This is a genomic window from Thiobacillus sp. (assembly GCF_024708915.1).
Genome location: NZ_JANJXQ010000235.1, coordinates 38,286 through 61,397 on the forward strand (window position 1 = coordinate 38,286; position 23,112 = coordinate 61,397).

At 61.2% G+C, this 23,112-nt stretch carries 18 protein-coding genes and 1 pseudogene; 15 read left to right on the plus strand and 4 right to left on the minus strand.

Translation table 11 applies throughout. The features are described 5' to 3' along the window. Positions 1–2: 2 nt before the first annotated feature. The 11 genes and pseudogenes from Q0L94_RS15765 to Q0L94_RS15815 all read left to right on the plus strand — a co-directional run. The gene (locus Q0L94_RS15765) at positions 3–1,844 is read left to right on the plus strand and encodes an IucA/IucC family protein (protein WP_296755086.1); all 1,842 of its coding nucleotides are present in this window, start codon (positions 3–5) and stop codon (positions 1,842–1,844) included. After that, positions 1,835–3,043: a type III PLP-dependent enzyme gene (locus Q0L94_RS15770; RefSeq protein WP_296755088.1), complete on the plus strand. Its 1,209-nt coding sequence runs from the start codon at positions 1,835–1,837 to the stop codon at positions 3,041–3,043. Before Q0L94_RS15765 ends, Q0L94_RS15770 begins: the two co-directional genes overlap by 10 nt. A gap of 7 nt (positions 3,044–3,050) precedes the next feature. Continuing rightward, on the plus strand, positions 3,051–3,815 hold the full coding sequence (locus tag Q0L94_RS15775; protein ID WP_296755089.1) for an aldolase/citrate lyase family protein: 765 nt from the start codon (positions 3,051–3,053) through the stop codon (positions 3,813–3,815). Next, positions 3,812–4,933: a PepSY-associated TM helix domain-containing protein gene (locus Q0L94_RS15780; protein ID WP_296755092.1), complete on the plus strand. Its 1,122-nt coding sequence runs from the start codon at positions 3,812–3,814 to the stop codon at positions 4,931–4,933. Before Q0L94_RS15775 ends, Q0L94_RS15780 begins: the two co-directional genes overlap by 4 nt. 259 nt (positions 4,934–5,192) lie before the next feature. Next, positions 5,193–5,861, plus strand: coding sequence for an energy transducer TonB (locus tag Q0L94_RS15785; protein ID WP_296755094.1), 669 nt, complete (start codon positions 5,193–5,195; stop codon positions 5,859–5,861). A gap of 3 nt (positions 5,862–5,864) precedes the next feature. Continuing rightward, complete coding sequence (locus tag Q0L94_RS15790; protein ID WP_296755095.1) at positions 5,865–6,620, plus strand: MotA/TolQ/ExbB proton channel family protein; 756 nt, start codon at positions 5,865–5,867, stop codon at positions 6,618–6,620. Beyond that, a complete protein-coding gene (locus Q0L94_RS15795; RefSeq protein WP_296755097.1) occupies positions 6,620–7,042 on the plus strand; it encodes a biopolymer transporter ExbD in 423 nt (140 codons plus the stop codon). Before Q0L94_RS15790 ends, Q0L94_RS15795 begins: the two co-directional genes overlap by 1 nt. A gap of 90 nt (positions 7,043–7,132) precedes the next feature. Then, positions 7,133–9,214, plus strand: a complete 2,082-nt coding sequence (locus Q0L94_RS15800) for a TonB-dependent siderophore receptor (RefSeq protein ID WP_296755099.1) — start codon at positions 7,133–7,135, stop codon at positions 9,212–9,214. 208 nt (positions 9,215–9,422) lie between these two features. After that, complete coding sequence (locus tag Q0L94_RS15805) at positions 9,423–9,635, plus strand: bacterioferritin-associated ferredoxin (RefSeq protein WP_296755102.1); 213 nt, start codon at positions 9,423–9,425, stop codon at positions 9,633–9,635. 134 nt (positions 9,636–9,769) lie between these two features. After that, on the plus strand, positions 9,770–10,249 hold the full coding sequence (gene bfr, locus Q0L94_RS15810; protein WP_296755105.1) for a bacterioferritin: 480 nt from the start codon (positions 9,770–9,772) through the stop codon (positions 10,247–10,249). Between the two features lie 56 nt (positions 10,250–10,305). Beyond that, positions 10,306–10,539, plus strand: a pseudogene (locus Q0L94_RS15815) (uracil-DNA glycosylase family protein); the annotation flags it as partial. 565 nt (positions 10,540–11,104) lie between these two features. Here Q0L94_RS15815 and Q0L94_RS15820 read toward each other — a convergent pair. After that, on the minus strand, positions 11,105–11,401 hold the full coding sequence (locus tag Q0L94_RS15820) for an HU family DNA-binding protein (RefSeq protein WP_296755107.1): 297 nt from the start codon (positions 11,399–11,401) through the stop codon (positions 11,105–11,107). A gap of 257 nt (positions 11,402–11,658) precedes the next feature. Between Q0L94_RS15820 and Q0L94_RS15825 the strand changes: the two genes are divergently transcribed. Next, positions 11,659–13,584: a phage integrase family protein gene (locus Q0L94_RS15825; RefSeq protein WP_296755110.1), complete on the plus strand. Its 1,926-nt coding sequence runs from the start codon at positions 11,659–11,661 to the stop codon at positions 13,582–13,584. Between the two features lie 65 nt (positions 13,585–13,649). On the opposite strand, the gene Q0L94_RS15830 is transcribed toward Q0L94_RS15825, so the two are convergent. Then, positions 13,650–14,711 (minus strand): nucleotidyl transferase AbiEii/AbiGii toxin family protein, encoded by a 1,062-nt coding sequence (locus tag Q0L94_RS15830; protein ID WP_296755111.1) that lies wholly within the window; start codon positions 14,709–14,711, stop codon positions 13,650–13,652. Next, on the minus strand, positions 14,708–15,385 hold the full coding sequence (locus tag Q0L94_RS15835) for a DUF6088 family protein (protein ID WP_296755114.1): 678 nt from the start codon (positions 15,383–15,385) through the stop codon (positions 14,708–14,710). The genes Q0L94_RS15830 and Q0L94_RS15835 overlap by 4 nt, the downstream gene beginning before the upstream one ends. A 374-nt stretch (positions 15,386–15,759) precedes the next feature. Here Q0L94_RS15835 and Q0L94_RS15840 point away from each other — a divergent pair, with 374 nt between their 5' ends. Continuing rightward, complete coding sequence (locus tag Q0L94_RS15840; protein ID WP_296755116.1) at positions 15,760–16,737, plus strand: tyrosine recombinase; 978 nt, start codon at positions 15,760–15,762, stop codon at positions 16,735–16,737. Positions 16,738–16,917: 180 nt separating this feature from the next. Here Q0L94_RS15840 and Q0L94_RS15845 read toward each other — a convergent pair whose 3' ends face one another. After that, positions 16,918–17,856 carry a LysR family transcriptional regulator gene (locus Q0L94_RS15845; protein ID WP_296755119.1) on the minus strand — a complete coding sequence of 313 codons (939 nt, stop codon included), beginning with the start codon at positions 17,854–17,856 and terminating at the stop codon, positions 16,918–16,920. A gap of 80 nt (positions 17,857–17,936) precedes the next feature. Between Q0L94_RS15845 and metE the strand changes: the two genes are divergently transcribed. Then, positions 17,937–20,213: a 5-methyltetrahydropteroyltriglutamate--homocysteine S-methyltransferase gene (gene metE / locus Q0L94_RS15850; protein ID WP_296755121.1), complete on the plus strand. Its 2,277-nt coding sequence runs from the start codon at positions 17,937–17,939 to the stop codon at positions 20,211–20,213. A 391-nt stretch (positions 20,214–20,604) separates the two neighbouring features. After that, positions 20,605–23,112, plus strand: a 2,508-nt coding sequence (locus Q0L94_RS15855; RefSeq protein ID WP_296755124.1) for a DNA methyltransferase, incomplete at its 3' end; no start/stop codon positions are given.

The window sequence follows — 23,112 nt, forward strand, 5'->3', positions numbered from 1 at the left end:
TCATGCATTCACACAATCTGGCAGGCGCAATCGATCCCGCGTCCCTGGCGCTACAGGAAGCCGGCCGGCGTTCCATGGAAACGCTGCTCAACTGTTATTGCCGCGAGGTCGCAGGGCTGGAGGGGCAGTTAAGCGTAGGCCCCTTGTTCGGGCAGAGCGACAGTCCGGCATCGGTGCACCTGGCCCTGCGCCGCACCGGCGGCCGTGCCATGCACATCCGCCTGCCGCTTACCGGCGAACGCGTGCTGACTGTGGTCGACAACGCGTGCTCCACCGGGAATTACCGCTACCTGTCGCCTATGTATTGCAAGGCCCCGGGCAAACCTTGGGCCCTGCTCGACTGGCAGACGTTGGCGGGGCTGTTGCTGCGTGAACTGTCGGTCAAATACGGCCAGCCTGCGAACGACGAACTGATGCAACAGATACAGGACAGCGTGGCGGTCACCTCCGCCGTGCTGAGCGCGGCGTGCCCCGGGCCGTTTTCGCCGACGCCCTTGCAGGCCTTCGTCGAGTCCGAACAGTCGCTGGTGTTCGGCCACCCGTTCCACCCCTCCCCGAAAAGCCGCCAGGGCATTTCCCATGAGGACATGCGGCGCTATTCGCCGGAAATGGAAACGCGCTTTGCGCTGCATTATTTCGCCGTACGCCGCGAATGCCTATTGCAGCAATCAGTGCTCGCCCAGCCCTGCGACCGGCTGGTCGCCGAACAGGCGCCGGCGGAGATTGCCGCGGACGAGGACTTTTTCCTTATTCCCGCCCATCCCTGGCAAGCGCGCCATCTGCTCGGCCATCCAGGCGTCGCGGCGGCAATTCGCAGCGGCCGCATCCGCGATCTCGGACAGCAGGGCGCGCCCTTTTACCCGACCGCATCGATCCGCACGCTGTTCCATCCCGACAATCCCTATTTTTACAAGTGTTCACTCAACGTCCGCATCACCAACTGCGTGCGCAAAAACGCGATCTACGAGCTCGAGGGCGCGCTGCAGGTCACCCGCATCATGCGCACCCTTGCGCCGCAGTTGCAGCAGCATTTCCCCGGCGTCGCGGTCATGGAGGAGCCCGCATTCATCTCGGCGGATCTGAAAACGGGCGACGCCCAATCCGACAAGGCGATCACCGAAGGCTTCGGCCTGATCCTGCGGCGTGGCTTCGACGACGTGCTGCATCCGGGCGTGACGCCGTTGCTCGCCGGGGCGCTGTTCGGCAACCACATCTACGGCGAAGCGCGGATGGGCGAGTTGCTGGACGCGATGCCGCGGCGTGGCGGATCGCCGCGCGAAGAGACCGCCGAGGCGTGGTTTTCGCGCTACGTCGGCGAGCTCATGTACCCGGTGCTCTACTGCTATTTCGCGCACGGCGTCATTTTCGAGCCGCATTTACAGAACGTGGTGATCGGCGTCGCCGAGGGCCAGGTGCGACAGGTCTTTCTGCGCGACTTCGAAGGCGTGAAGCTGGTGCAGGAGCGGTTCGGCGCCAAGCAACTGGACGGTATCAGCCCGCGCGCCCGCGAAGCGCTCTGGTACAGCGCCGAGCAGGGCTGGAAACGGATCGCCTACTGCCTGTTCGTCAACAATTTCTGCGAGGCGATCAACCAGATCGGTGCCGGCAGGCCGGCATTGCAAAACCGCCTGTGGGCGGTGGTGCGCTACCATCTGCATGCCTACCAGAGCCAATACGGCGACGACGTTTCGGCACGCTGCATCAACGCCCTGCTTAACGGCGAGGCGTTTCCCGGAAAAGCCAATCTGATCAACCGTTTCTTCAAGCGGCCGGATCGCGCGTCCGGCTATCTTCCGGTCAACAACCCGCTGGGCACGCTGGGGGAGAACCGGGCGTGGAGCTGAGGCTGGCCAAAGTGTTCGAAAGCCTGCGCTCGGCCCATGCGCAAGCCAACGCGCCGCTGTGCGCGTATGTCTACGACCTGGCCGCGCTGCGCCGACATGCCGCGAACCTGGCCGGCAGCCTGCCGGACGGCTGCGAATTGTTTTACGCGATCAAAGCCAATTCCGATCTGCCGATCCTGCAGACACTGGCGCCGGTCGTCGCCGGATTCGAGGTCTCGTCGGGCGGCGAGTTGGCCTGGGTGCGCGAGCACTTCGCCGAGGTTCCGGTGATTTTCAGCGGCCCGGGCAAGCTGGACCATGAACTCCGGGACGCGATCGAACAGAACGTCGATTGTCTGCATGCGGAAAGCCTGCACGAGCTGCAGCGCCTGGCGAACATCGCCGGCCGGGCGGGGCGAACGGCGCCGGTGTCGTTGCGCATCAACCTGACGCTCGACAAGCTTGCCGAGACAAGCCTGATGATGGGCGGTAAACCCACGCCGTTCGGAATCCCGGCGCAGCAATTGCCCGAATGCCTGGAATGGCTGCGCGCCCGCCCCGAAATCCGGCTGCGCGGTTTTCATTTCCATCTGCTGTCGCACCAGCTCGACGCGGCCGCCCATCTGCAACTCGTCGCGGCCTATCTCGAGCAGGCGCGCCGCTGGCGCGACGACCATGACCTGGACATCGATCACATCAATGTTGGCGGCGGCATCGGCATCAACTACCGTCAGCCTCACCGGCAATTCGACTGGCCGGCCTTCAGCGCAGGGCTGGCCGCGTTGCTGAGCGAGCGCGGCATGCCGGGCGTCGCGGTGCGCTTCGAATTCGGCCGCTACATGACCGCGGCCTGCGGTTACTACGCGATGCAGGTCATCGACATCAAGCGCAGCCACGGCAAGACCTTCGTGGTCGGCCGCGGCGGCTCGCATCACTTTCGCACCCCCTATGCGCAAGGCCACAGCCACCCGTTTCACGTGCTGCCGGTCGACGAATGGCCGTATTCGTTTGCGCGCCCGTACGCGGCGAACGAGACCGTCAGCGTCGTCGGCCAGCTCTGTACGCCGAAAGACGTGTTGGCGTTCGACGCCCAGGTCGAATCGGTGCGCTGCAACGACGTACTGGTGTTTCCCTACGCCGGCGCCTATGCCTGGCACATTTCGCATCATGATTTTTTGCGCCACCCGCATCCCGCGCAGTGGTATTTGCCCGTCGAGTGAGGCCGTTATGTTGCAGACCAACCCACTGAAACGCGCGCTGGCCGCCGGCAAGACCGTATTCGGCTTGCTCAATTCGATCCCGTCGCCGCTGCTGGTCGAGATGATCGGCTACGCCGGATTCGATTTCGTCATCCTCGATATGGAACATGTTTGTCTCAACCCTGAGACGCTCGAAAACATGGTGCGGGCAGCCGAATGCGCCGGGGTCACGTCGCTGGTGCGGGTGCCGAGCGCGGCGCCCGACGTCATTTTGCGGGCGCTCGATTGCGGCGCGCAGGGCATTGTCGTGCCGTACGTGCGCACCGCCGCGGAGGCAGCGCAGGCCGTCGCGGCAAGCCGCTACGCTCCGCTCGGGACGCGCGGCATCAGCGGCGGCCGCACCACGGGCTTCGGCACCCTCGACCTGCCGACCTATTTCGCCCGCGCCAATTCGGAAATCATGGTGGTGGCCATGATCGAAGACCGGGAAGGCGTCGACAATCTGGAGGCCATCCTGTCTGTCGCTGGCCTCGACATGGTGCTCGAAGGCGCAATCGATCTGTCGCAATCCTACGGTGTGCCGGGGCAGGCGCAGCACCCGATCGTGCAGGACGCCATCGAAAAGATTGCGGCGAGCTGCCGCCGCCACGGCATTCCGTTTTGTGCCATTCCGCGAGTCCCCGAGCAGGCGGGCGCGTGGAAAGCGCGCGATGTGCAGGCATATGTGCTGGGGGACGACCGCGGCGTCAGCTTTCGGGCGATCAAGGCCCATCTGGCGACATTCAGGCAATGACAGCCCACGGAACAATCCTCTCGCCGCGGATCATGCCGGGGACGGCACGCCGATTCGTATTCAAGCTCCACCTCTATACCGGGCTGCTGATCGGACTGCTGCTGGTGCTGAGCGGCCTGAGCGGCAGCGTGCTGGTGTTTCGGGACGAGATCGAGACAGTTGCCTATCCGGAACTGCTCGTCACCGCAGCACGAGGCGAGCGCATCGCGGTCGACGATATGTTGCAGCGGGTGCGGCGCGCCTATCCCGACGACCTGCCCTTTGCCATCCGCATGCCGCGCACGCCGCAGCAGACCTATATGGTCAAGCTCAATGGCGCGCACGATCTCTTCGTCTACGTCGACCCCTACAGCGGCAGGATCCTCGGCGCACAGCGGCAAACGGATTTCCCGACCGGGTGGATATCGCTGCTGCATACCCAGCTCCTGAGCGGAGAGGCCGGCGAAACGGCACTGGGTATCGGCGCTTTACTGCTTGTCGGCCTGTGCGTGACGGGGCTCGTTCTTTGGTGGCCGCGAAACGGAAAAATTTCGCAGGGTTTCAAGGTTCAGTGGTCCGCGCGCTGGAAAAGGCTGAATTTCGATCTGCATCGCGCATCGGGCGTCTATGCGGCGCTGCTTCTTTTGCTCGCGGCGTCGACCGGCGCCGCGTTCGTATTCAACAAGACCGCGACCGGCTTGGTCGATACCGTGACAGCGAGCGCGCCACGGGCAGCCCCGCCGCGTACCCTTCCATCCCCCGAAGGGATGCCCGCGCGTGCGCTCGACAGCCTGCTGCATCAGGCCGACCGCGTGCTGCCGGCCCCGACTACATGGATCAGCCTTCCCCAGACGCCGCAGGCGCCGCTCGTCGTACGCAAGAAGCTTCCGCAGGAACTTCATCCGAACGGCAGAAATTTCGTTTTCCTCAATCAATACTCAGGCAACGTAATCCAGGTTGAACACGCCTTGGCCGCGCCGCTCGGTACAAGGGTTTTCAACACGTTTTATCCACTGCACACCGGCGCCATGGGAGGAACGCCTACGCGAATCCTGCAGGTCGTCGCTGGCCTCGCACCGACCCTGCTGCTGGTCACCGGCTTTGTCATGTGGAAAAGCCGCAAGAAAGGGAAATATTAGCTTTCTCCCCATCCTCCATCCCCCATTGACCTAGCTAATAAGAACCATTATTATTCGCATTGTTGTTAGTTCGCTCAACCCTTGCTGCCGGGATGGTCTGAGACACCTTGCCGGCACAGGCTTCGTACCCCTTCGATGCGTCCCCAGCATGCACTGTTTGATATTTGAAAGGGACACGTCTGGGATGACAGCTTCACTTTCCGCCCCATTTACCTTGAAACCCGATTCTGGGGTTGAGCCGTCGCGCCCGGCATCGTCGATGTTCGCGCGCTCGCGCATTTCGCCCGCCTCGCTCATTGGGGTGACGCTCGCGCATGCCGGGCTGCTGGGCCTTTTGTTGCTCGCGCCTACGACGTCCGAACCCATAACGCCGCCGCGCCCGCTGATGATGAGCCTGATCGAGCTCCGGCTCGAAGCACCCCAGCCGCAACCCAAACCGGAAACCAAGCCGCTGCCGCCCAAACCGGTGGCCAAGCCGCTGCCGACACCTGTATTGGCCGCCAAACCGACGCCGGCCCCCATGCCGCAGCCCGTGGCCGAAACCCCCGAGCCGGCGCCAGTGCCCGAACCCATGCCCGACGTGTTGCCGCCGCCTGCGCCGGTGGCGGAAGCGCCCAAACCAGCACCGCCGCTTCCCCCGGCACCCACGCCGCCGCGTCCGGCGGATTACCTGGCAAATCCCAAGCCGTCGTACCCCTCACTTTCCAGGCGCCTGGGCGAGGAAGGAACGGTACGCCTCAACATTCTGGTCAATCCGGACGGCAGCGTCGCGCGGCTCGAGCTTTTGAAAAGCAGCGGCCACCCGCGCCTCGACCGGTCTGCCATGGAAACCGTGCGGTCCAGCTGGAAATTCGAGCCCGCCCGCCAGGGCGGCAGGCCGGTGACCGCATGGGTCATCGTGCCGATTCAGTTCACCCTCAGGAGTTAAGTCATGGAAACCACCGCAATCCCAACCCAACTAGGCTTTGCCCACTTTATCGCGCAGGCCGACGGCCTCGCGCATTTCCTGCTCGTCGTGCTGCTGGCGATGTCGGTCATCACCTGGTATCTGATCGTGTCCAAGAGCCTCGCCAACCGGCGCATGAAAAAGCATGCCGAGGCGTTCCTCGCGCGCTTCTGGGATGCGCCCGATCTGGCGGCGGTCGCCGACTACCTGCAGAACCACGGGGTCAGCGATCCGTTCTCGCACCTGACCCACCACGGGCTCAAGGCCGCCGAGCAATACCGCAACAAGACCGGATCACGCTTGGTCGAATCGGGTTCGGAAGACGAATTCATGACGAGAGCCTTGCGGCGGGCGATCAACCAGGACACCGCGCGGCTCGAATACGGCCACACCATGCTGGCGTCGATCGCCTCATCCGCGCCATTCGTCGGTCTGTTCGGCACGGTGTGGGGCATCTATCACGCGCTGGTGAACATCGGCATGAGCGGCTCGGGCAGCCTCGACCAGGTCGCCGGACCCGTGGGCGAGGCGCTGATCATGACCGCGCTCGGTCTGGCGGTCGCGATCCCCGCGGTGCTCGCGTACAACTTCTTTAACCGTTCCAAGCGCACCATGCTGTCTGAAGTCGACGGCTTTGCGCATGATCTGTTCGCCTTCATGTCGACCGGGGTGCGCAACAACACCCGTGTCCACAAGGACGAGGCGCGCATCTACGCCGCGCCCGTCGCCAGGAGCGCGTAATGGCTTTCGGCGGACTCACGAACGATGCCGGCGACGGCGACAATGCGGAAATCAACATGATTCCGCTGATCGACGTGATGCTGGTCCTGCTGGTGATTTTCATCATCACCGCGCCCATGATGACGCACGCGGTCAAGGTCGACCTGCCGCAGGCGTCGAGCCAGCCGAACGAGGTCAAGCCCGAGACGATCCAGCTGTCGATCCAGGCCGACGGCGCGGTGTTCTGGAATGCCGAGGCGGTCGACGCTGCGGCGTGGAAAACCCGCATGGCCACCGCCGCGCAGCAGATCCCGCAGCCGGAAATCCACCTCCGCGCCGACGGCAACCTCGCCTACAGGCACGTCGCGCAGATCATGGCCGACGCCGCGCGCGCCGGGCTGAGCAAACTTGGATTCGTCACCGATCCGCGCGCCGCGCGATAAAAAGTCCCACCCGCACAATTTACCCACCAGCCAGCCACTCGCATGCCTTGCGCCAGCCAGCCAAATTTTTCTGACGCAAGGAGCCTTTACATGACCCGCAACACCCCCAGGATCAAACCACTCTGCCTCGCTTTGGCCGTCGCGGCAGCCATCAGTTTTCCAGCCCATGCGCTTGCAGCTGACATTGAGCTGCCGCGTATCGACGTGGTCGGCGAAGACGGCGAGGCCATCGCCAGGCAGCCCGGTTCGGTGGCCATCGTCACCCGGGAAGAACTGGAGCTGACACAGCCGTTGTCGGTCCAGGATGCGCTCAAGTCCGTCCCGGGCATTGTGGTGCGCGAGGAGGAAGGCTACGGCTTCATCCCTAACATCGGCATGCGCGGCCTCAACCCCAACCGCAGCCAGAAACTGCTGGTGCTGGAAGACGGCGTGCCCGTCGCGCCCGGCCTGTTCCTCGCCAACGAATCCTACTACAGCCCGCGCATCGAGCGCATGCAAAGCATCGAGGTGCTGAAGGGCGCAGCCGGCCTGCGCTACGGCCCCACCACCATCGGCGGCGTCGTCAACTACAAGACCAAGGATCCCGAACAGGGCGCGAAGGTGACCGCCAAGGTCGGCACGCACGGCTATCGCTCGATCGGCCTCGACGCCGGCGGCACGGCGCCGTCGGGCGAAGCCATCGGCGGCATCAGCCTGGTCAAGGCCGAAGGCGACGGCTTCCGCAACAACGGTTTCGACATGACCGACCTTATGGTCAAGGGCGGCATGGCTCTCGGCGAAAACCAGTGGGTCGGCGTCAAGTTCACCCGCTACGACAACGAGATCAACACCTCGTACGTCGGCTTGCGGCCAAATGAATACAAGAACGACCCGACCAAGAACCCGGCGCCGAATGATTATTTCCTGACCGACCGCAATTCGTTCGACATCAACCATGAGTGGCAGATCAACGACGCCGTGAAGTTCAAGACCCTGCTGTACTGGAGCCAGTTGACGCGCGATTATTGGCGCAGGGAGGTGCAAGCCCGCAGCGCCGATGGCACCACCTTCGTCCCCTGCGACGGCAGCGCCTACTGCATGAACGGCAACAATCGCGCCTTCGAAATGATGGGCCTGGACAGCCGTCTGCACGTCAACTACGACGGCTTCGGCGTCAAGAACGAAGCCGAAATCGGCGTCCGCCTGCACAGCGACAAGGTGAACAACCAGAAGGTCCGCTCAAAGACCGACCCCAACGCTCGTTCCGGCGACCTGACCACCGACGACACCCAGGAAGCGCAAGGGATCGCCTTCTACGGCCAGAACCGTTTCATCCTCAGCGAGCGCGTCGCGATCACGCCCGGCCTGCGCATCGAAACCTACGACCAAAGCCGCAAGAATGAATTGACCGGTCTTTCCGGCGAATCGAGCACCACCGAAGTGATGCCCGGCATCGGCGCGACCTGGCAGCTTGCACCGCAGGCGCAGCTGTTTGCGGGTGCGTTCAAGGGCTTCTCGCCGGCGATGGTCGCCACCGCGATCAGCGGCGCCGGCGTCGACCAGCAACTGGACGCCGAGCGCTCGACCAACTTCGAAATTGGCGTGCGCGGCGCATCGGGACGGTTAACCTACGAGGCGACCGCCTTCCGCATGGACTTCGCCAACCAGATCATTCCGCAGTCCGAATCGGGCGGCGTCGGCGCAACGGCGACCAACGCCGGCGAGACCCTGAATCAGGGTCTCGAAGGCGCACTCGGCTATAAAATCGGCGGGGGCTGGAGCGTGGACGGCAACGCCACCTGGGTGCCGACTGCGAAATTCAACAGCACGAAAATCGTCGGCGGCATCGACCGCAACGGCAACCGCCTGCCTTATGCGCCGGAGCTGACGGCCAATCTCGCCGTGAGCTACGCGACCGGTGGCCTGCGCACCAGCCTGGGCGCGTACCACGTATCGAGCCAGTTCGTCGATCCGGAAAACACCATGGCACAGAGCGCAGACGGCCGCCGGGGCGAGATTCCCGCCTACACCACGCTCGACTTCAACGTACGCTACGCCATCGACAAGCAGCTCAGCGTGTTCGGCACGGTGCGCAACCTGACCGACAAGAAATACATCGCCAGCCGCAACCCGGACGGCATTTTCCCCGGCGTCGAGCGTAATGTCGAAGTCGGCGCCAGCTATAAGTTCTAAGCCGCAAACCGGTGGGCCACCCGGCCCGCCCATTCACAATCAGCGGTCCATTTCACCGATGTCTACGGTTTATGGCTGCTCAGGGTCGATCCGCGCAGGTCCGCCAATAGCCCGTCATTCGGATCGGGGGACCCACTCCAAATGTTATTGACAATCATTATCATTTGAATAAACTGGAGCGTAATTGATCCATTGCAGGAGGATTCACATGTACGTCTGTCTTTGCCACAGTGTCACCGATACCGATATTCGTCGGCTGGTGCGCACCGAAGGTGTGTGCACCATGCGCGAATTGAGCCGGGAACTGGGGGTCGCCACCCAGTGCGGCAAATGCGGCCGCTGCGCCAAGGAAGTGCTGCGCGAAGCCGTGAACGAGGTGCGCAGCGAAGAAGCCCTCTGCCCAGGACTGGCAGCGGCCTGACCCCCTGTTTTGTCCTTCGCCCGGGCTTGCCTTGTCGGCCGCCATTCCTACAATGCCAAGTAATACCTGCACCGTCCTTTATCCCCGTCTTCAAGTCGCCGCTCGCGGGTGACTTCACACAACAGGAGAGCCCCATGAAAGGCGACAAAAAAGTCATCCAGTATCTGAACAAGGCCCTGACGGTGGAACTCACCGCCATCAACCAGTATTTCCTGCATGCCCGCATGTACAAGAACTGGGGGCTGAATGCGCTGGGCAAGCACGAATATGAGGAATCCATCGAGGAGATGAAACACGCCGACAAGCTGATCGAGCGCATTCTCTTCCTGGAAGGCCTGCCCAACCTGCAGGACCTGAACAAGCTGATGATCGGCGAGAACGTGGTCGAGTGCCTGGGCTGCGATCTCAAGCTCGAACTCACCGGCCGCGCGCTGTATGTCGAAGCCATCGCGCACTGCGAGGCGGTCAAGGATTATGCCTCGCGCGAAATTCTCACCGGCATCCAGTCCGACACCGAAGAACACATCGACTACCTCGAAACCCAGCTCGATCTGGTCAAGCGCATGGGCGAGCAGAACTACATGCAGACCGCAGCGGGCCCGATCGAAAGCTGATTCGCGTCACGCGTACAATGAACGCCCCCGCTGTGGGGCGTTTTTCATTTCTTCCGATGCCCTTCGACCTCGACTGCCGCGCCTGTCCACGCCTTGCCGCTTTTCTGGAAGCGGTGCGCGTCCGCCACCCCGATTACCATGCCCGTCCGGTGCCCGCCTTCGGCGACCCCGCACCCGATCTGCTGATCGTCGGCCTCGCGCCCGGCATGCACGGCGCCAACCGCAGCGGCCGACCCTTCACTGGCGACTACGCCGGCGTGCTGCTGTACCAGAGCCTGCACCGATTCGGTTAAGCAAGCGCACTTCTGGAAATGCAGGCCGATGTGGACAGCCGGCAGCTCGTCCAAGCGGAATGCTGGGAATCGGGCAGCGTCAGCCGCATCTACCAGCCGCCACCGTCGCCCGATCGAGCGCTTCCGCTTTGCCCAGCGAAAGTGAAGCGGTCCAGGTCGTGGATGAGAATCAGGCCGTCGTCGAGCTTGACCACGCTGTCGACATACTACAGGCCGGGAAGAATAGTCCCCGCATCGGCGCGATCCGGTTGGTCAATGCCATTCCCATGCTCCGGAAAACGAAAGCGCCTGCGCATGTTGACGCCGGAATAACTCGCCCCTCGACGTTCACCACGCCACACACGATGGCCTCGCACCCAGTAGTGGGGTTACGTAAATAGCACCAAATGACGCGTTCGACGACAAACAGAGGCAATGTACTGCGCAAGGCTTCGAAGCAAAGGACAACCTATTGCAGCTCAACATCCAGTGCACAACATATGTGATACATCACATGACACCAGCTTACTGTTTGAATGCGGACGCGGCCTACAAGGACAGCGCCACGCCCGCACATGTCACATCACTTCTTTTTTGCAACTTTCTTACCCGCAACGGCAGCCTTGAAACCAGCGCCAGCCGTAAAACGCGGCACAGTCGTGGCAGCGATCTTCAGTTCCTTGCCTGTTTGCGGATTGCGTCCGGTACGGGCAGCACGCTTGGAAGACTTGAACGCGCCAAACCCAATGAGGGTTACAGAATTACCATTAGCTACCGCTTTGACGACGGCGCCGAGAATGGCATCCAGCGCTCTTCCGGCAGCAGCCTTGCTGATGTCTGCTTCGGCTGCCGTGGCTTCGATCAATTCAGTCTTATTCATGAAAGTCCCTTGGGTTGGTTGAGAAGATTTGATGCTACCAGCGTTCAGGTATTCGTGGCCTGGTAGGCAAACAGTCAAAAGCCAGCAATAGCAATCAATATGGGGGCGCGTTTCGATCAGAACACGCAAGAGCCAAATAGCGTCAAAGCATATGCAGTTCATGATAAGGTTAATTATCAAGAATACTGATTTTGTGATTCAACTCAGGGATCTATGACCTATATTACTTGTTTCCCCTTGATTTCAGCCCGTTAGCCATGGAATCCACTCGCAAAATCGGGCGTCACCACCTCGCCTTCTACCGCGGCTGGCTGCAGGGACTCGACCTCAAGGTCGCAGCGGATCGGTATCTCGAATCCGGCCTCGATCAGCGCGTGGCCCGTTCCACGCTGGCCTGGATCCAGCAAACTCTGACGATGGCCGCCCGCCGGAATGGCCGCCATGCGCTGGCCAGGCTGCTGCGCCTACCGCTCGGCACCCTGCCCGAGGCAGTACGGTCGACGACCGCCCTCCCCTCGCTCGAAACCTTCCGCGAAGCACACGACCCCGATCACTTCTATTCAGAGAAGGAACTGGCCGCGATGTATGTCGAGGCCTATCCGCAGAGCATCGACCGCCGCGCGAGACGCTACGCCCGTCTGGTCGAGCGCCAACTGGCCGCGCTGGTGTGGGTGGAGGAGCTCCTTGCCACCGACCCGCAGCCGCAGGACCCGGTTGCCGCCTGGTTCGAGGATCGTCTTGCCGCCAGACTCATCCTCGCTGACATTCACACCATCGAGGCGCTCCATCGGCGCGTCCGCACCCAGGGCTACCGCTGGTGGGTGTCCGTGCCCCGCCTCGGCGAAAAAGGTGCGCGCCGACTGGTGACCTGGCTTGCCACCCACGAAGGCAGTCTGGGTGTGATGGCGCCGCAGGGGCTCGCCCCACTGCGGTCGCTGTCGCCGATCGCACTGACCCGGCCCTCGGCCACCGCCATCATGCCGCTGGAGTCGTTCTCGACGCCGGCGGAGCTGGATGGCTCACTTGGCGAGAACCGAAGCCTCGGCCGCAGCCGCATCGCCGCTGAAAATGACTATCAGGCGATCCAGGCCTGGCTGAAAGCGCGCGCGTCGAACCCGCATACCGAGCGCGCCTATCGCCGCGAGGCAGAGCGCCTCCTGATCTGGTCAGTGATGGAGCGCGGATGCGCCCTGTCGTCGCTGTCGATCGAGGATGCCATTGCTTACCGGGATTGGCTGGGCGGGCTCGGCCGGACATTGCCCGCGGCATGGCCATGGCGCCTTCCCCAGGCTGAATGGTTGGGAAAGCGCAGCACACCGCGCTGGTCGGCCAACTGGCGGCCATTCGAAGGAGCCGCCTCGCTGCGCAGCCAAATCCAGGCCCACACCATCCTCAAATCCCTGTTCGAGTGGCTTGCCAAAGTGCGTTACCTCGACAGCAATCCATGGGACGGCGTGCCGCCGCCACAGCGGGTGATGGGCGTGTCCACCGCGCCTGATTTGGAACTGACGCACGCCTTCACACGCACCCAGTGGGCATTTCTCATGGAATATCTGCACAGGCAGCCTATGGACGAATCCGTCCGGCGCTTGCACTTCGTACTCCCCTTCGCCTATGCCACGGGGCTACGGCTCACCGAACTGGTGGATGCCCGTTTGGGGAGACTCTATTCGGTCCCGCTCAAGCGTGGCCTGGGTGTCCGCTGGATGCTGAAAGTGCTCGGTAAGGGTGGCAAATGGCGTGCAGTTCCGATGCCCGGCATGGTGATGGATGCATTACGCGATTACCTGGCCTGGCGGGGCATGAATGCCGACCCACTGGATAATCCTGGAGACGTTCCCATGATCACCCGGCTGCGGCGTGGGCAGGATACGGGCACCCTGGATCACACGACGCTGTACAAGGCCTTGAAGGTGTTCTTCAGGGAAGCGGCTGCGGAGCTTGCCACGCAGGGGCATCATGACGATGCTAAAAAGATGGCGAAAGCTTCGACGCACTGGCTGAGACACACGCGCGGCGCACATTCCGCAGAGACGATGCCGGTCAACATGATCCAGCGCCTGCTTGGACACGCCAGCGTGGCAACCACCAGCATATACACGTCGACGGACGACGAGATGCTGTTTCTGTTACTGGATGACAGCCTGAAAATAGAAACACAACCGGGCAACAGGGTCAGCTGAATGGCCATGCCAATTCTGTTGGACTCTGGCAGATGATCGAACGCTGAACATCGTGCACGCGCAGATCATGGGATCCCTTGGTTGATCACCTGCTCAAGTTGCCGAGTGGCATCAAGCACCTCGGCAAAATCGGGCACCTCACCAAAAATCATCCCGGTCATCGCCTGGTAGTCACGCCTGAGCGCATCCACCATCCCGGGTGTCGGTGTGATCGCAAATGAACCGGGCCGGGCATGCAGCAGGTCCAGGTCCGCGCTGTTGAAAAACATCAGGGCGTGACGCGCACAGTCGAGAGCCAGTGCATGATCCGTGGCTGCCAGTTGCCCTACCGGAGAACGAGTCAGTTTGTAGATGTCGTAGTAATGCCTTGATACGCGATGGCCATGCTGGCGTAACACACCCCGGTTGTCATGCCAACGGCGCAAGCCATGCAGGATCACGACCTTGTCCCAGAAAGTGCGCTCGGCATCGATGGTGACCACGTCCGGCACGACGAGATTGGCCGCCGGCACGTCGTCGGCAACATAGGGTTGAATGGTGGCGAAACGGTGCGGGTCCAGAGCCGACTTGGCTCCGGCTTCGATCTTGACCGTTGGCTTCACATATTCGTCGACACCCGTGCTGACTGAGGGGTAACGTACCAGCAGTGTCTGTTGATCCGGGTCGTCAGGGTCGTGAACGACAGGGACTTCTGCAAGCGATACTCCCGCTTCGCGAAATGCTGCCTCGATCTGCCGGTTCAAACGCGCTTTGAGCGTGCCCTGGATGTAAGCCTGGCAGGCTTGTTTGATGGCTTCCAGCAGGAGGCGTTGCTGCTTGCCCGAGAGACCTTCCAGGTCGCCAACCTGGATGTCCTGGCCAATGTCTTCCCGGAACACCGTGATATCGATGTCTTCAGAAAACCGGGAGATCAGCCCGTAGGCCTTGGACAGCGATGTCCCGCCCTTGAAGAGCAGGCGCGGCTCGCCGGTGTCGCTGCCGTTGAACAGCAGGTCCAGCACCCAGGACACCCAGAAATCCTTCTCCACATTCTGGATCGGCGTGCCGAGCCTGGTGGCGGTTGCCAGGAACAGGCCGCGACGATCCTCGGGAGAGGCGGCGATGATACGAAGAAAGCCGGCGTTCACGGCGAGGCCTTGGTACTTGCCTGTTCGGACCGGGCAAGCAGATCGCGGATCCACTGTTGCATCCACGACGGCACCGTGTGTAAACCGGATCGCAGGTCATCACGAATCGCGCGTCCCTGGTTGGAGTCCTGCAGTAGCCGAATGAGCTTGGCTTGAATTGCATCCTGATCGATCTGGGCACCATCCTTCAGGCCATCGCGCAGCCAGTACAGGGCTTGCACCACTCGCATGGCTGGGCGGTCCGCCCAGTAGAGCTTGCTTGGCGCCGTCAGCTTGAACTGAAGGGTTAATTTGCCCAACTGGATCGGTCGCAGCCGACCATCCGTATGTACGATGACCTGCCCCGGCACCGCATTGGTCAGGCCCAGATCGTTGGCGGCGGTCATCCCGTCAATCAATACGCGCACCTGGTCGCGGCGACCGACGGCATCGATCACGCTGCGATAATCGGGGACGGTTTGCTGCCCGGTGAGGGCGTTCATCCGGGCCTGGTCATACAATCCTCGATCGATTCGACGCAGATCATTGCTGGCGACCATGCGCTGGAGCGTTTTATCCACCGCGTCGCGATTACCCAGGTCGAGAAAATCCACCGGCGTCCACACTTTGGCTGCCGGGGCCTGGTTGATACGTTGCATCACCTGCGATTTGATGACTGGCGTCGGATTGAGCATGACTGGCTCCTTGTCCGATAATTATATACATATTTCGGACATTCACAAGACCAGGAATGACCGAACAAGCAGGAAGGCAAGTCGGCAAAAGAGCCCACCCTATTGACTAAGCGACAACGGCCCTTGAAGGTGAACGTCATAAGGCACGAAGTCTCATACCGACCAGCTCATCAAGCTGGGACTGGCGTGCCATTATAAAAAGAACGAAAATAATAAAGGTCGCGAGATTGATGCGCGATCAGAACTCGATTCAAGAATGAACTGTGGTCTGACTTGAATCCCGCCATGGGAGTGGCGGAAAAATAACAAGCTGAATAATTACCCCCTTGCAGTTGCGGAGCCGAAGGGATTAAAACAAGAAAGGCGAAAAACACATGGGTTCCGCACCCTCTAAATGCCTGCCCGCCACGGTGGAGCAGTTCTGCAACGAGCTATGGCTTGTTCATGGCTTGGCTGACGCGACTATCGCGGCCTATCGGGCCGATCTTCTAAGCTTTTCTTCATGGCTGTCGAGTCAAAACGGAAAGACCCTTCTACAGGCGTTGATCCAGGATATTGACCAATGGCTGGCAAGCCTGCTGGACAGAAAAATAAGCGCACGAAGTGTGGCTCGTTATACCGCATCGCTACGGCGCTTTTATCAATATCTAGTTTCCAATGATTTGGTATCGCAGGATCCAACCGCGTCGATTCGCAAGATCAAAATCCCGCAAAAGCTACCGAATCCACCGACTCAGGATGAGGTTGCATCGCTGCTCGATATTACCGACCTCAATTCTCACCAGGGCCTGCGCGACAAAGCCTTGCTCGAATTGCTCTATGCGACCGGCTTACGTGCTGCGGAGCTGTCAGGGCTCAAGGTCGGTGATATCGATTTCAGAAACCGGGTAATTCGCGTTTGTGGGAAAGGGAACAAGGAGCGCCTTGTTGTATACGGCGAAGAAGCCGCGTTCTGGCTGGATCTGTATCTCAGCAGATCGAGACCCGCATTCAGGCGAGATTATCGCTGCAATTATGTTTTCCTCTCGGTGCGAGGCAAGAAACTAAACACCGGCACCCTTCGACTGGTCGTGAAAAAGCATGCCGAGAACAACAGCATCGTCAGGCCTCTCAGTACTCACAGCATTCGGCACGCATTTGCCACCCACCTGCTGGACGCAGGCGCTGACTTGCGGGTTATCCAGAAGCTGCTGGGACATGCCTGTATCAGCACGACTCAGATCTATACATTTGTAGCTACCAAGCGAATGGTCACGCTACACGCAAAGTCCCACCCCAGGAACAAGGTCACGGCATCGTCAAACGATCCTGGCGGAAGTCGAACCTTGCTTCGGTCAACGAGATCGAGCTGAGCTGCTCATGGCGGGCTTCTGGGGTATTTACCGGGCTTGCTCTTGGGCGCAACGGGCAGGCCTGACTGCCACTTCAAGTACCTTGCGCGGATTTCTTGCACTGTTTCGGGTTATCTAATGATGTGATGGACAGTCGACAGATTGCCGCCGGCAGCGATCACTGATACGAGCCGTGCCAAATCAATTTTGGGCAGCGAGGTCAGCGCGTATTCCGGGCAGGCGTGCAAAGCTGTCGCGTTTTACGGTGTCAATGAAGTCGGCGACAAACGCACGCGCCGCATCGGTCTCGCGCACAGCAGCATAGAGTTCCGCCCACAGACCGTGTTTGCCAATGGGGCGGGCAACGATGTAACCACGTTCCAGATACTGCGCGACCGCCCACGCGGGCAATGCGGCCAGCCCACGGCGGCTGGCAACGAGTTGCAGGATGGCGACCGTCAGTTGCACCTCGCGGCGCGGAGGTTTCACCCCAGCTGGAGCCAATACGCGGCGGATCAAATCAAGACGGTCTTCCGGTACCGGATAGGTAATGAGCGTGTGTTGGGCGAAATCGGCGGGCGCGAGCCATTTTTTCGAGGCGAGCGGATGGCCGGGCGGCAGCAGCGCCAGCATCTCGAATCCGAATAGCGGCACATAGACCACCCCAGCGCGCGGCGCGCTTTCCGAGGTGATGACCAGATCGGCCTGCTGGTCCAGGAGCAAACCGACCGGGTCGGCCTGAAAGCCGCCCAGCAGATCGAGTTCCACCCCTGGCCACACGTCGCGGTAGCTGTCCATCGCCGGCATCAGCCAGTCATAACAGGTGTGGCACTCCACCGCGATGCGCAACTCACCCGCGTCGCCGTCCTTCAGCTTGGCCAGATCGCGCAGCGCCGCGTTGACCTGCGGCAGGGCCGTGCGTGCCAGCGTCAGCAGCCGGCGTCCGGCGGCTGTAAGACCAAGAGGTCGTGCGGCGCGCTCGACCAGCGGCAATCCCAGCGAGTCTTCCAGCGCCTTCAGTTGATGCGACACCGCCGACTGCGTGAGATGCAGGCGCTCAGCGGCGGCAGTCAGTCCGCCCGATTCAGCGACGGCCTGCAGCAGCCGCAGATGGCGTAGTTCGATATGAGATTGGCTCATGTATTGGATGAGAAATATTCGTTTGTTTCATGTTACCGGCATCGGCATCATGGCGTCCATCATTCATTGGGAGCACACGCATGGCACTGGCACACGTATTGGGCGTTCCGCGCATCGGACCGAACCGGGAACTGAAATTTGCACAGGAGTCGTTCTGGCGCGGCGAAATCGATGAGGCCTCGCTGAAAGCGGTGGCGAGCGGTATCCGCCAGGCCAACTGGCAACGGCAACATGCGGCCGGGCTGGATTTCGTCACCGTGGGGGACTTCGCGTTTTACGACCAGATGCTGAACCACATCGCGCTCCTGGGCTGCGCACCGGCGCGCTTCGGCTTCGGAGGCAAACTCAGCCTGTCCGAATATTTCCAGCTGGCGCGCGGCAATGCCGCATGCCATGCGATGGAAATGACTAAATGGTTCGACACCAACTATCACTATCTCGTCCCCGAGCTGAAGCCCGATACGCAGTTTTCGCTGGGCGCGGAATGGCTGTTCGACGAAGTGGCCGAAGCGCAGACAGCGGGCTTCAATGCCAAGCCCGTGCTGATCGGCCCGCTCACCTTCCTGCATCTGGCCAAGGAAAAAACCGCAGGCTTCAACCGCCTCGACCTGCTCGACCGCCTGATGCCGGTCTATGGAACGATCCTGGCGCGTCTGAAAGCGCAAGGCGTGGAGTGGGTGCAGATCGACGAGCCGATTCTGGCGCTGGATTTAAGCGCCGACTGGCGCACCGCTTTTGAACGCGCTTATCACCATCTGAATGCCGCCGGCGTGAAGCTGATGCTCGCCAGCTATTTCGGGCCGCTGCGCGAGAACTTGCTGGTGGCGATGAAGCTGCCCGTGGCCGGGGTGCATGTCGATTGCGTGCGCGGTGGCGCCGAACTGGCGCAGGCGATCGACTGGCTGCCCATCACCAAAATACTTTCGGTGGGCGTGATCGACGGCCGCAACATCTGGAAGACCGATCTTTCCGCAGTATTTAAGCGCTTTGAGGGCCTGCATCATCGCCTGGGCGACCGGCTGTGGCTTGCGCCCTCCTGTTCGCTGCTGCATGTGCCGATGAGCCTGGCGGGCGAAACCCGGCTCGATCCGGAGCTCAAAAACTGGCTTGCGTTCGCCGACGAAAAAATCACCGCACTGACCATTCTCAAAACCGCATTCAATGCCGGCCGCCAGGCTGTGGCTGTGGAACTGACCGCCAATGAACGGGCGCTGGCCGCGCGACGAACCTCAGGCCGGGTGCATGATGCGGTGGTCGGCGAGCGACTGGCCGCGCTCACCGCGACGCACGACACGCGCAATCAGCCGTTCGCGCTACGCCAGACTGCGCAACGTGGGCGTTTCAGGCTGCCCCCCTTCCCGACCACGACCATCGGCTCTTTCCCACAGACGATTGAGATACGCAGTGCCCGCGCGCGTTTCAAGAAAGGTGAAATCAGCGAGGCCGATTACACCACTGCGATGCAGCGGGAAATTCAGCATGCCGTCGAAAAACAGGAAGCCCTGGGGCTCGATGTTCTGGTGCACGGCGAAGCCGAGCGCAATGACATGGTCGAATACTTCGGCGAGCAATTGCAGGGTTACGCGTTTTCGCAAAATGGCTGGGTACAGTCCTACGGCAGCCGCTGCGTGAAACCGCCGATCATCTACGGTGATGTGTCGCGCCCACGGCCGATGACGGTGGGCTGGACGCGCTACGCGCAGTCGCTGACCGGCAGGCCGATGAAGGGCATGCTGACCGGCCCGGTGACGATGCTGCAATGGTCCTTCGTGCGAGACGACCAGCCGCGTTCAACGACTGCCCTGCAGATCGCGCTGGCGATCCGCGACGAAGTGAATGACCTCGAAGCTGCCGGCATCGGCATCATCCAGATCGACGAACCTGCCTACCGCGAGGGCCTTCCGCTCAGGAACGCGGACTGGCCGGCTTATTTAGACTGGGCGAGCCGCGCGTTCCGCATCAGCGCGTCCGGTGTGGCTGACGCCACTCAGATCCATACCCACATGTGCTATTCGGAATTCAACGACATCCTGCCCGCGATCGCGGCCATGGACGCCGACGTCATCACGATCGAAACCAGCCGCTCTGACATGGAGCTGTTAAGCGGCTTTGGCGAGTTCAACTATCCCAACGAAATTGGTCCGGGCGTCTACGATATCCACAGTCCGCGTGTGCCGTCCGAGGCGGAAATGACCCGCTTGCTGGAAAAAGCTGCACAGGTCATTCCACCTTCAAATCTGTGGGTCAATCCCGACTGTGGCCTGAAAACGCGTGGCTGGCCCGAGACCGAAGCCGCGCTGTCAAATATGGTGGCGGCGGCTCAGGCTTTACGGCATGAGCGCGGGTTCAGAGCATAATTGGTGTGCGCTAGAGATACTTGGACAAGCCGAAAACCCGATACTTGTTCCAATGGAATTTCCCACGCTGACAGTATAAATTGTAGAAATTCAGACTTGACCTGACAGACAGGGCAAGTTCGGGTTGCTCTGTCAGGAAATAATTGGCCAGGTACGAATCGTTACGACGTCCGCCGTGTGGGTCTGGTACTCGGCCTTATGTGGAGCTCCACATAAGGCCGAGTACCCGGCATCGGCTGTCCTCGCCATAACGGTCGGTTACACGGCCGTTTCTGAGCCGCACATCTCACCGACATCGGACATTCGCTAGCCAAGCATATCTAGCGAAGGCTTCTTCTTTGGCTTAACCATCATACCGACAACTTTTCACCTGGTTTGGTAGCATCGCGCCATGACACCACAAGCCTTCATTGCCAAATGGCACGGCAACCCCCTCTCTGAAAAAGCTGGCGCTCAATCCTTCTTTCTGGATCTGTGCGATCTCCTGGGCGTTGCCAAACCCGATGATTCAGACAACTACTGCTTCGAGCGAGGCGCAACCCGTACCGGCGCTGGCCATGGTTGGGCTGATGTATGGAAGCGCGGCTTTTTCGCCTGGGAAAGCAAGGCGCCGGGCAAAGACCTCGGCGTTGCGTTGAAGCAATTGATGACCTACGCCCTCGCGCTCGACAACCCGCCGCTGCTGGTGGTATCCGACCGCAGCCGTATTGAAATCCACACTCACTTTACCGGCACCCCGTCCGAAGTTCACAGCATCACGCTGGAGGATATCGGCCAGCCACAGAGTCTGCAAAAGCTGCGCTGGCTGTTCGAGGCGCCCGAGCGTTTCAAGCCGCAGCGCACCACCTACGCCGTCACCGAAGACGCCGCACGCAAGATGGGCCAGCTGGCCGAACGTCTCAATGCCCAAGGCCGCACGCCGTTGCAGACTGCGCATTTCCTCATCCAGTGCGTATTCTGCATGTTTGCCGAAGACGCCCGCCTGCTGCCGGAAAAACTGTTCGAGACGGTGCTGGACAAGTCCAACCCAGACGGTGCAAAAGCCCAGTCCCGGCTCACCGAATTGTTCATCGCCATGCGCCGTGGCGGCGATTTCGCGCTGGAAACCATTCCGTATTTCAACGGCGGCCTGTTCGAGCAGATCGAGGTGCCGCCGCTCACCACCGAAGACGTGGTGCAGCTGCTCGACGCCGCGCGCATGGGCTGGGGCGAGATCGAGCCCGCCATCCTCGGCACCCTGTTCGAGCGCGGCCTCAACCCAGACATGCGCAGCCAGCTCGGCGCGCACTACACCGACCCCGCCACCATCCTCAAGTTGATCCGACCTGTGATCGAGGCGCCCTTGTTGGCCGAATGGCAGGCCGTCAAAATGCAGATCGCCGCGCTGCTGGAAAAGCACAATCAGGGCGGCAAGGGTAGCAAGACCGCACGCGACGACGCGCAGGCCGCCTTTATCCACTTTATCCAGCAGCTCAAGGGCTACCGTGTGCTCGATCCCGCCTGCGGCAGCGGCAACTTCCTCTACTTGGCGCTGAAAACTCTTAAAGACTTGGAACACCGTGCCAACCTCGAAGCCGAATCCCTCGGTCTGCACCGCGAGCTGGTGATCGAAACCAGCCCGGCCAACGTGCTCGGCATCGAACTCAATCCCTACGCCGCTGAGCTCGCCCGCGTCACCGTGTGGATCGGCGAAATCCAGTGGATGCTGACGCACGGCTATCCTGTGCGCCGCGACCCGATCCTGCGGCCGCTCGACCACATCGAGAACCGCGATGCCGTGCTGTTAGCTCACTACGAGGGCGTGGCGATCGAGGACGCGGAAAAAGAGCGGGACAGCATGCTCGTCGCCGCCTTCGAACCGGAATGGCCTGATGCCGATGCCATCGTCGGCAACCCACCCTTTCTCGGCGACAAGAAGATGCGCGCCGAGCTGGGCGACGAATACACCCGTGCCCTGCGCAAACAGTACGACGGCCGCGTCCCCGGTGGCGCCGATTTCGTCACCTACTGGTTCGAGAAGGCCCGCGCGCAGATCGAAGCGGGCAAGACGCAGCGCGTCGGGCTGGTCGCCACCAACTCGATTCGCGGCGGCGCCTCGCGCCGGGTGCTGGAGCGCATCGTCGCCACCGTACCCATCTTCGAAGCCTGGAGCGATGAAGCCTGGATCAACAACGGCGCGGCGGTGCGGGTGTCTCTGGTGTGCTTTGGAAATAGCGAGGGAGCCGCCCTCGACGGTCAGCCATCTGGAAGAATCCATGCGGATCTGACCGCTGGTGCCGATGGTCTTGATCTCACACAAACTCAACGGCTCAAGGAAAACACTGGAACCTGCTTTGAAGGAATCAAAAAATACGGAAGTTTTGATATTCCTGGAGAACTGGCCAGAAACCTTCTCAAGCAAGGCGGCAATCCAAACGGCCTGCCAAATAGCAATGTTGTGTTTCCGTGGATCAACGCAACCGATGTTGTCAGAAACTCTTCCGACACATGGATTATTGACTTCACAGGTCTCTCCCAAAATCAGGCCATGCAATATGAAGTGCCTTTTCAACATGTGCTTGAACACGTAAAGCCTGAGCGTGAAAAGGATCGCAATGCCCGAACACGCGAGAACTGGTGGCTCTTCGAACGGCCTCGCCCGGATATGCGTCGAGCCATTGAGGGTCTACCTAGATATATCGTGACGCCAATAGTTTCAAAGCACAGGATTTTTGCTTGGCGTAGCGCCCCCACACTGGCGATGAACCTTCTGGATGTTATCGCCCGTTCCGACGACACCACCTTCGGCATCCTGCATTCCCGCTTCCACGAACTTTGGTCTCTGGGCTTGTGCACATGGCTTGGGAAAGGCAACGACCCCCGCTACACCCCCACCACTACCTTCGAGACTTTCCCCTTC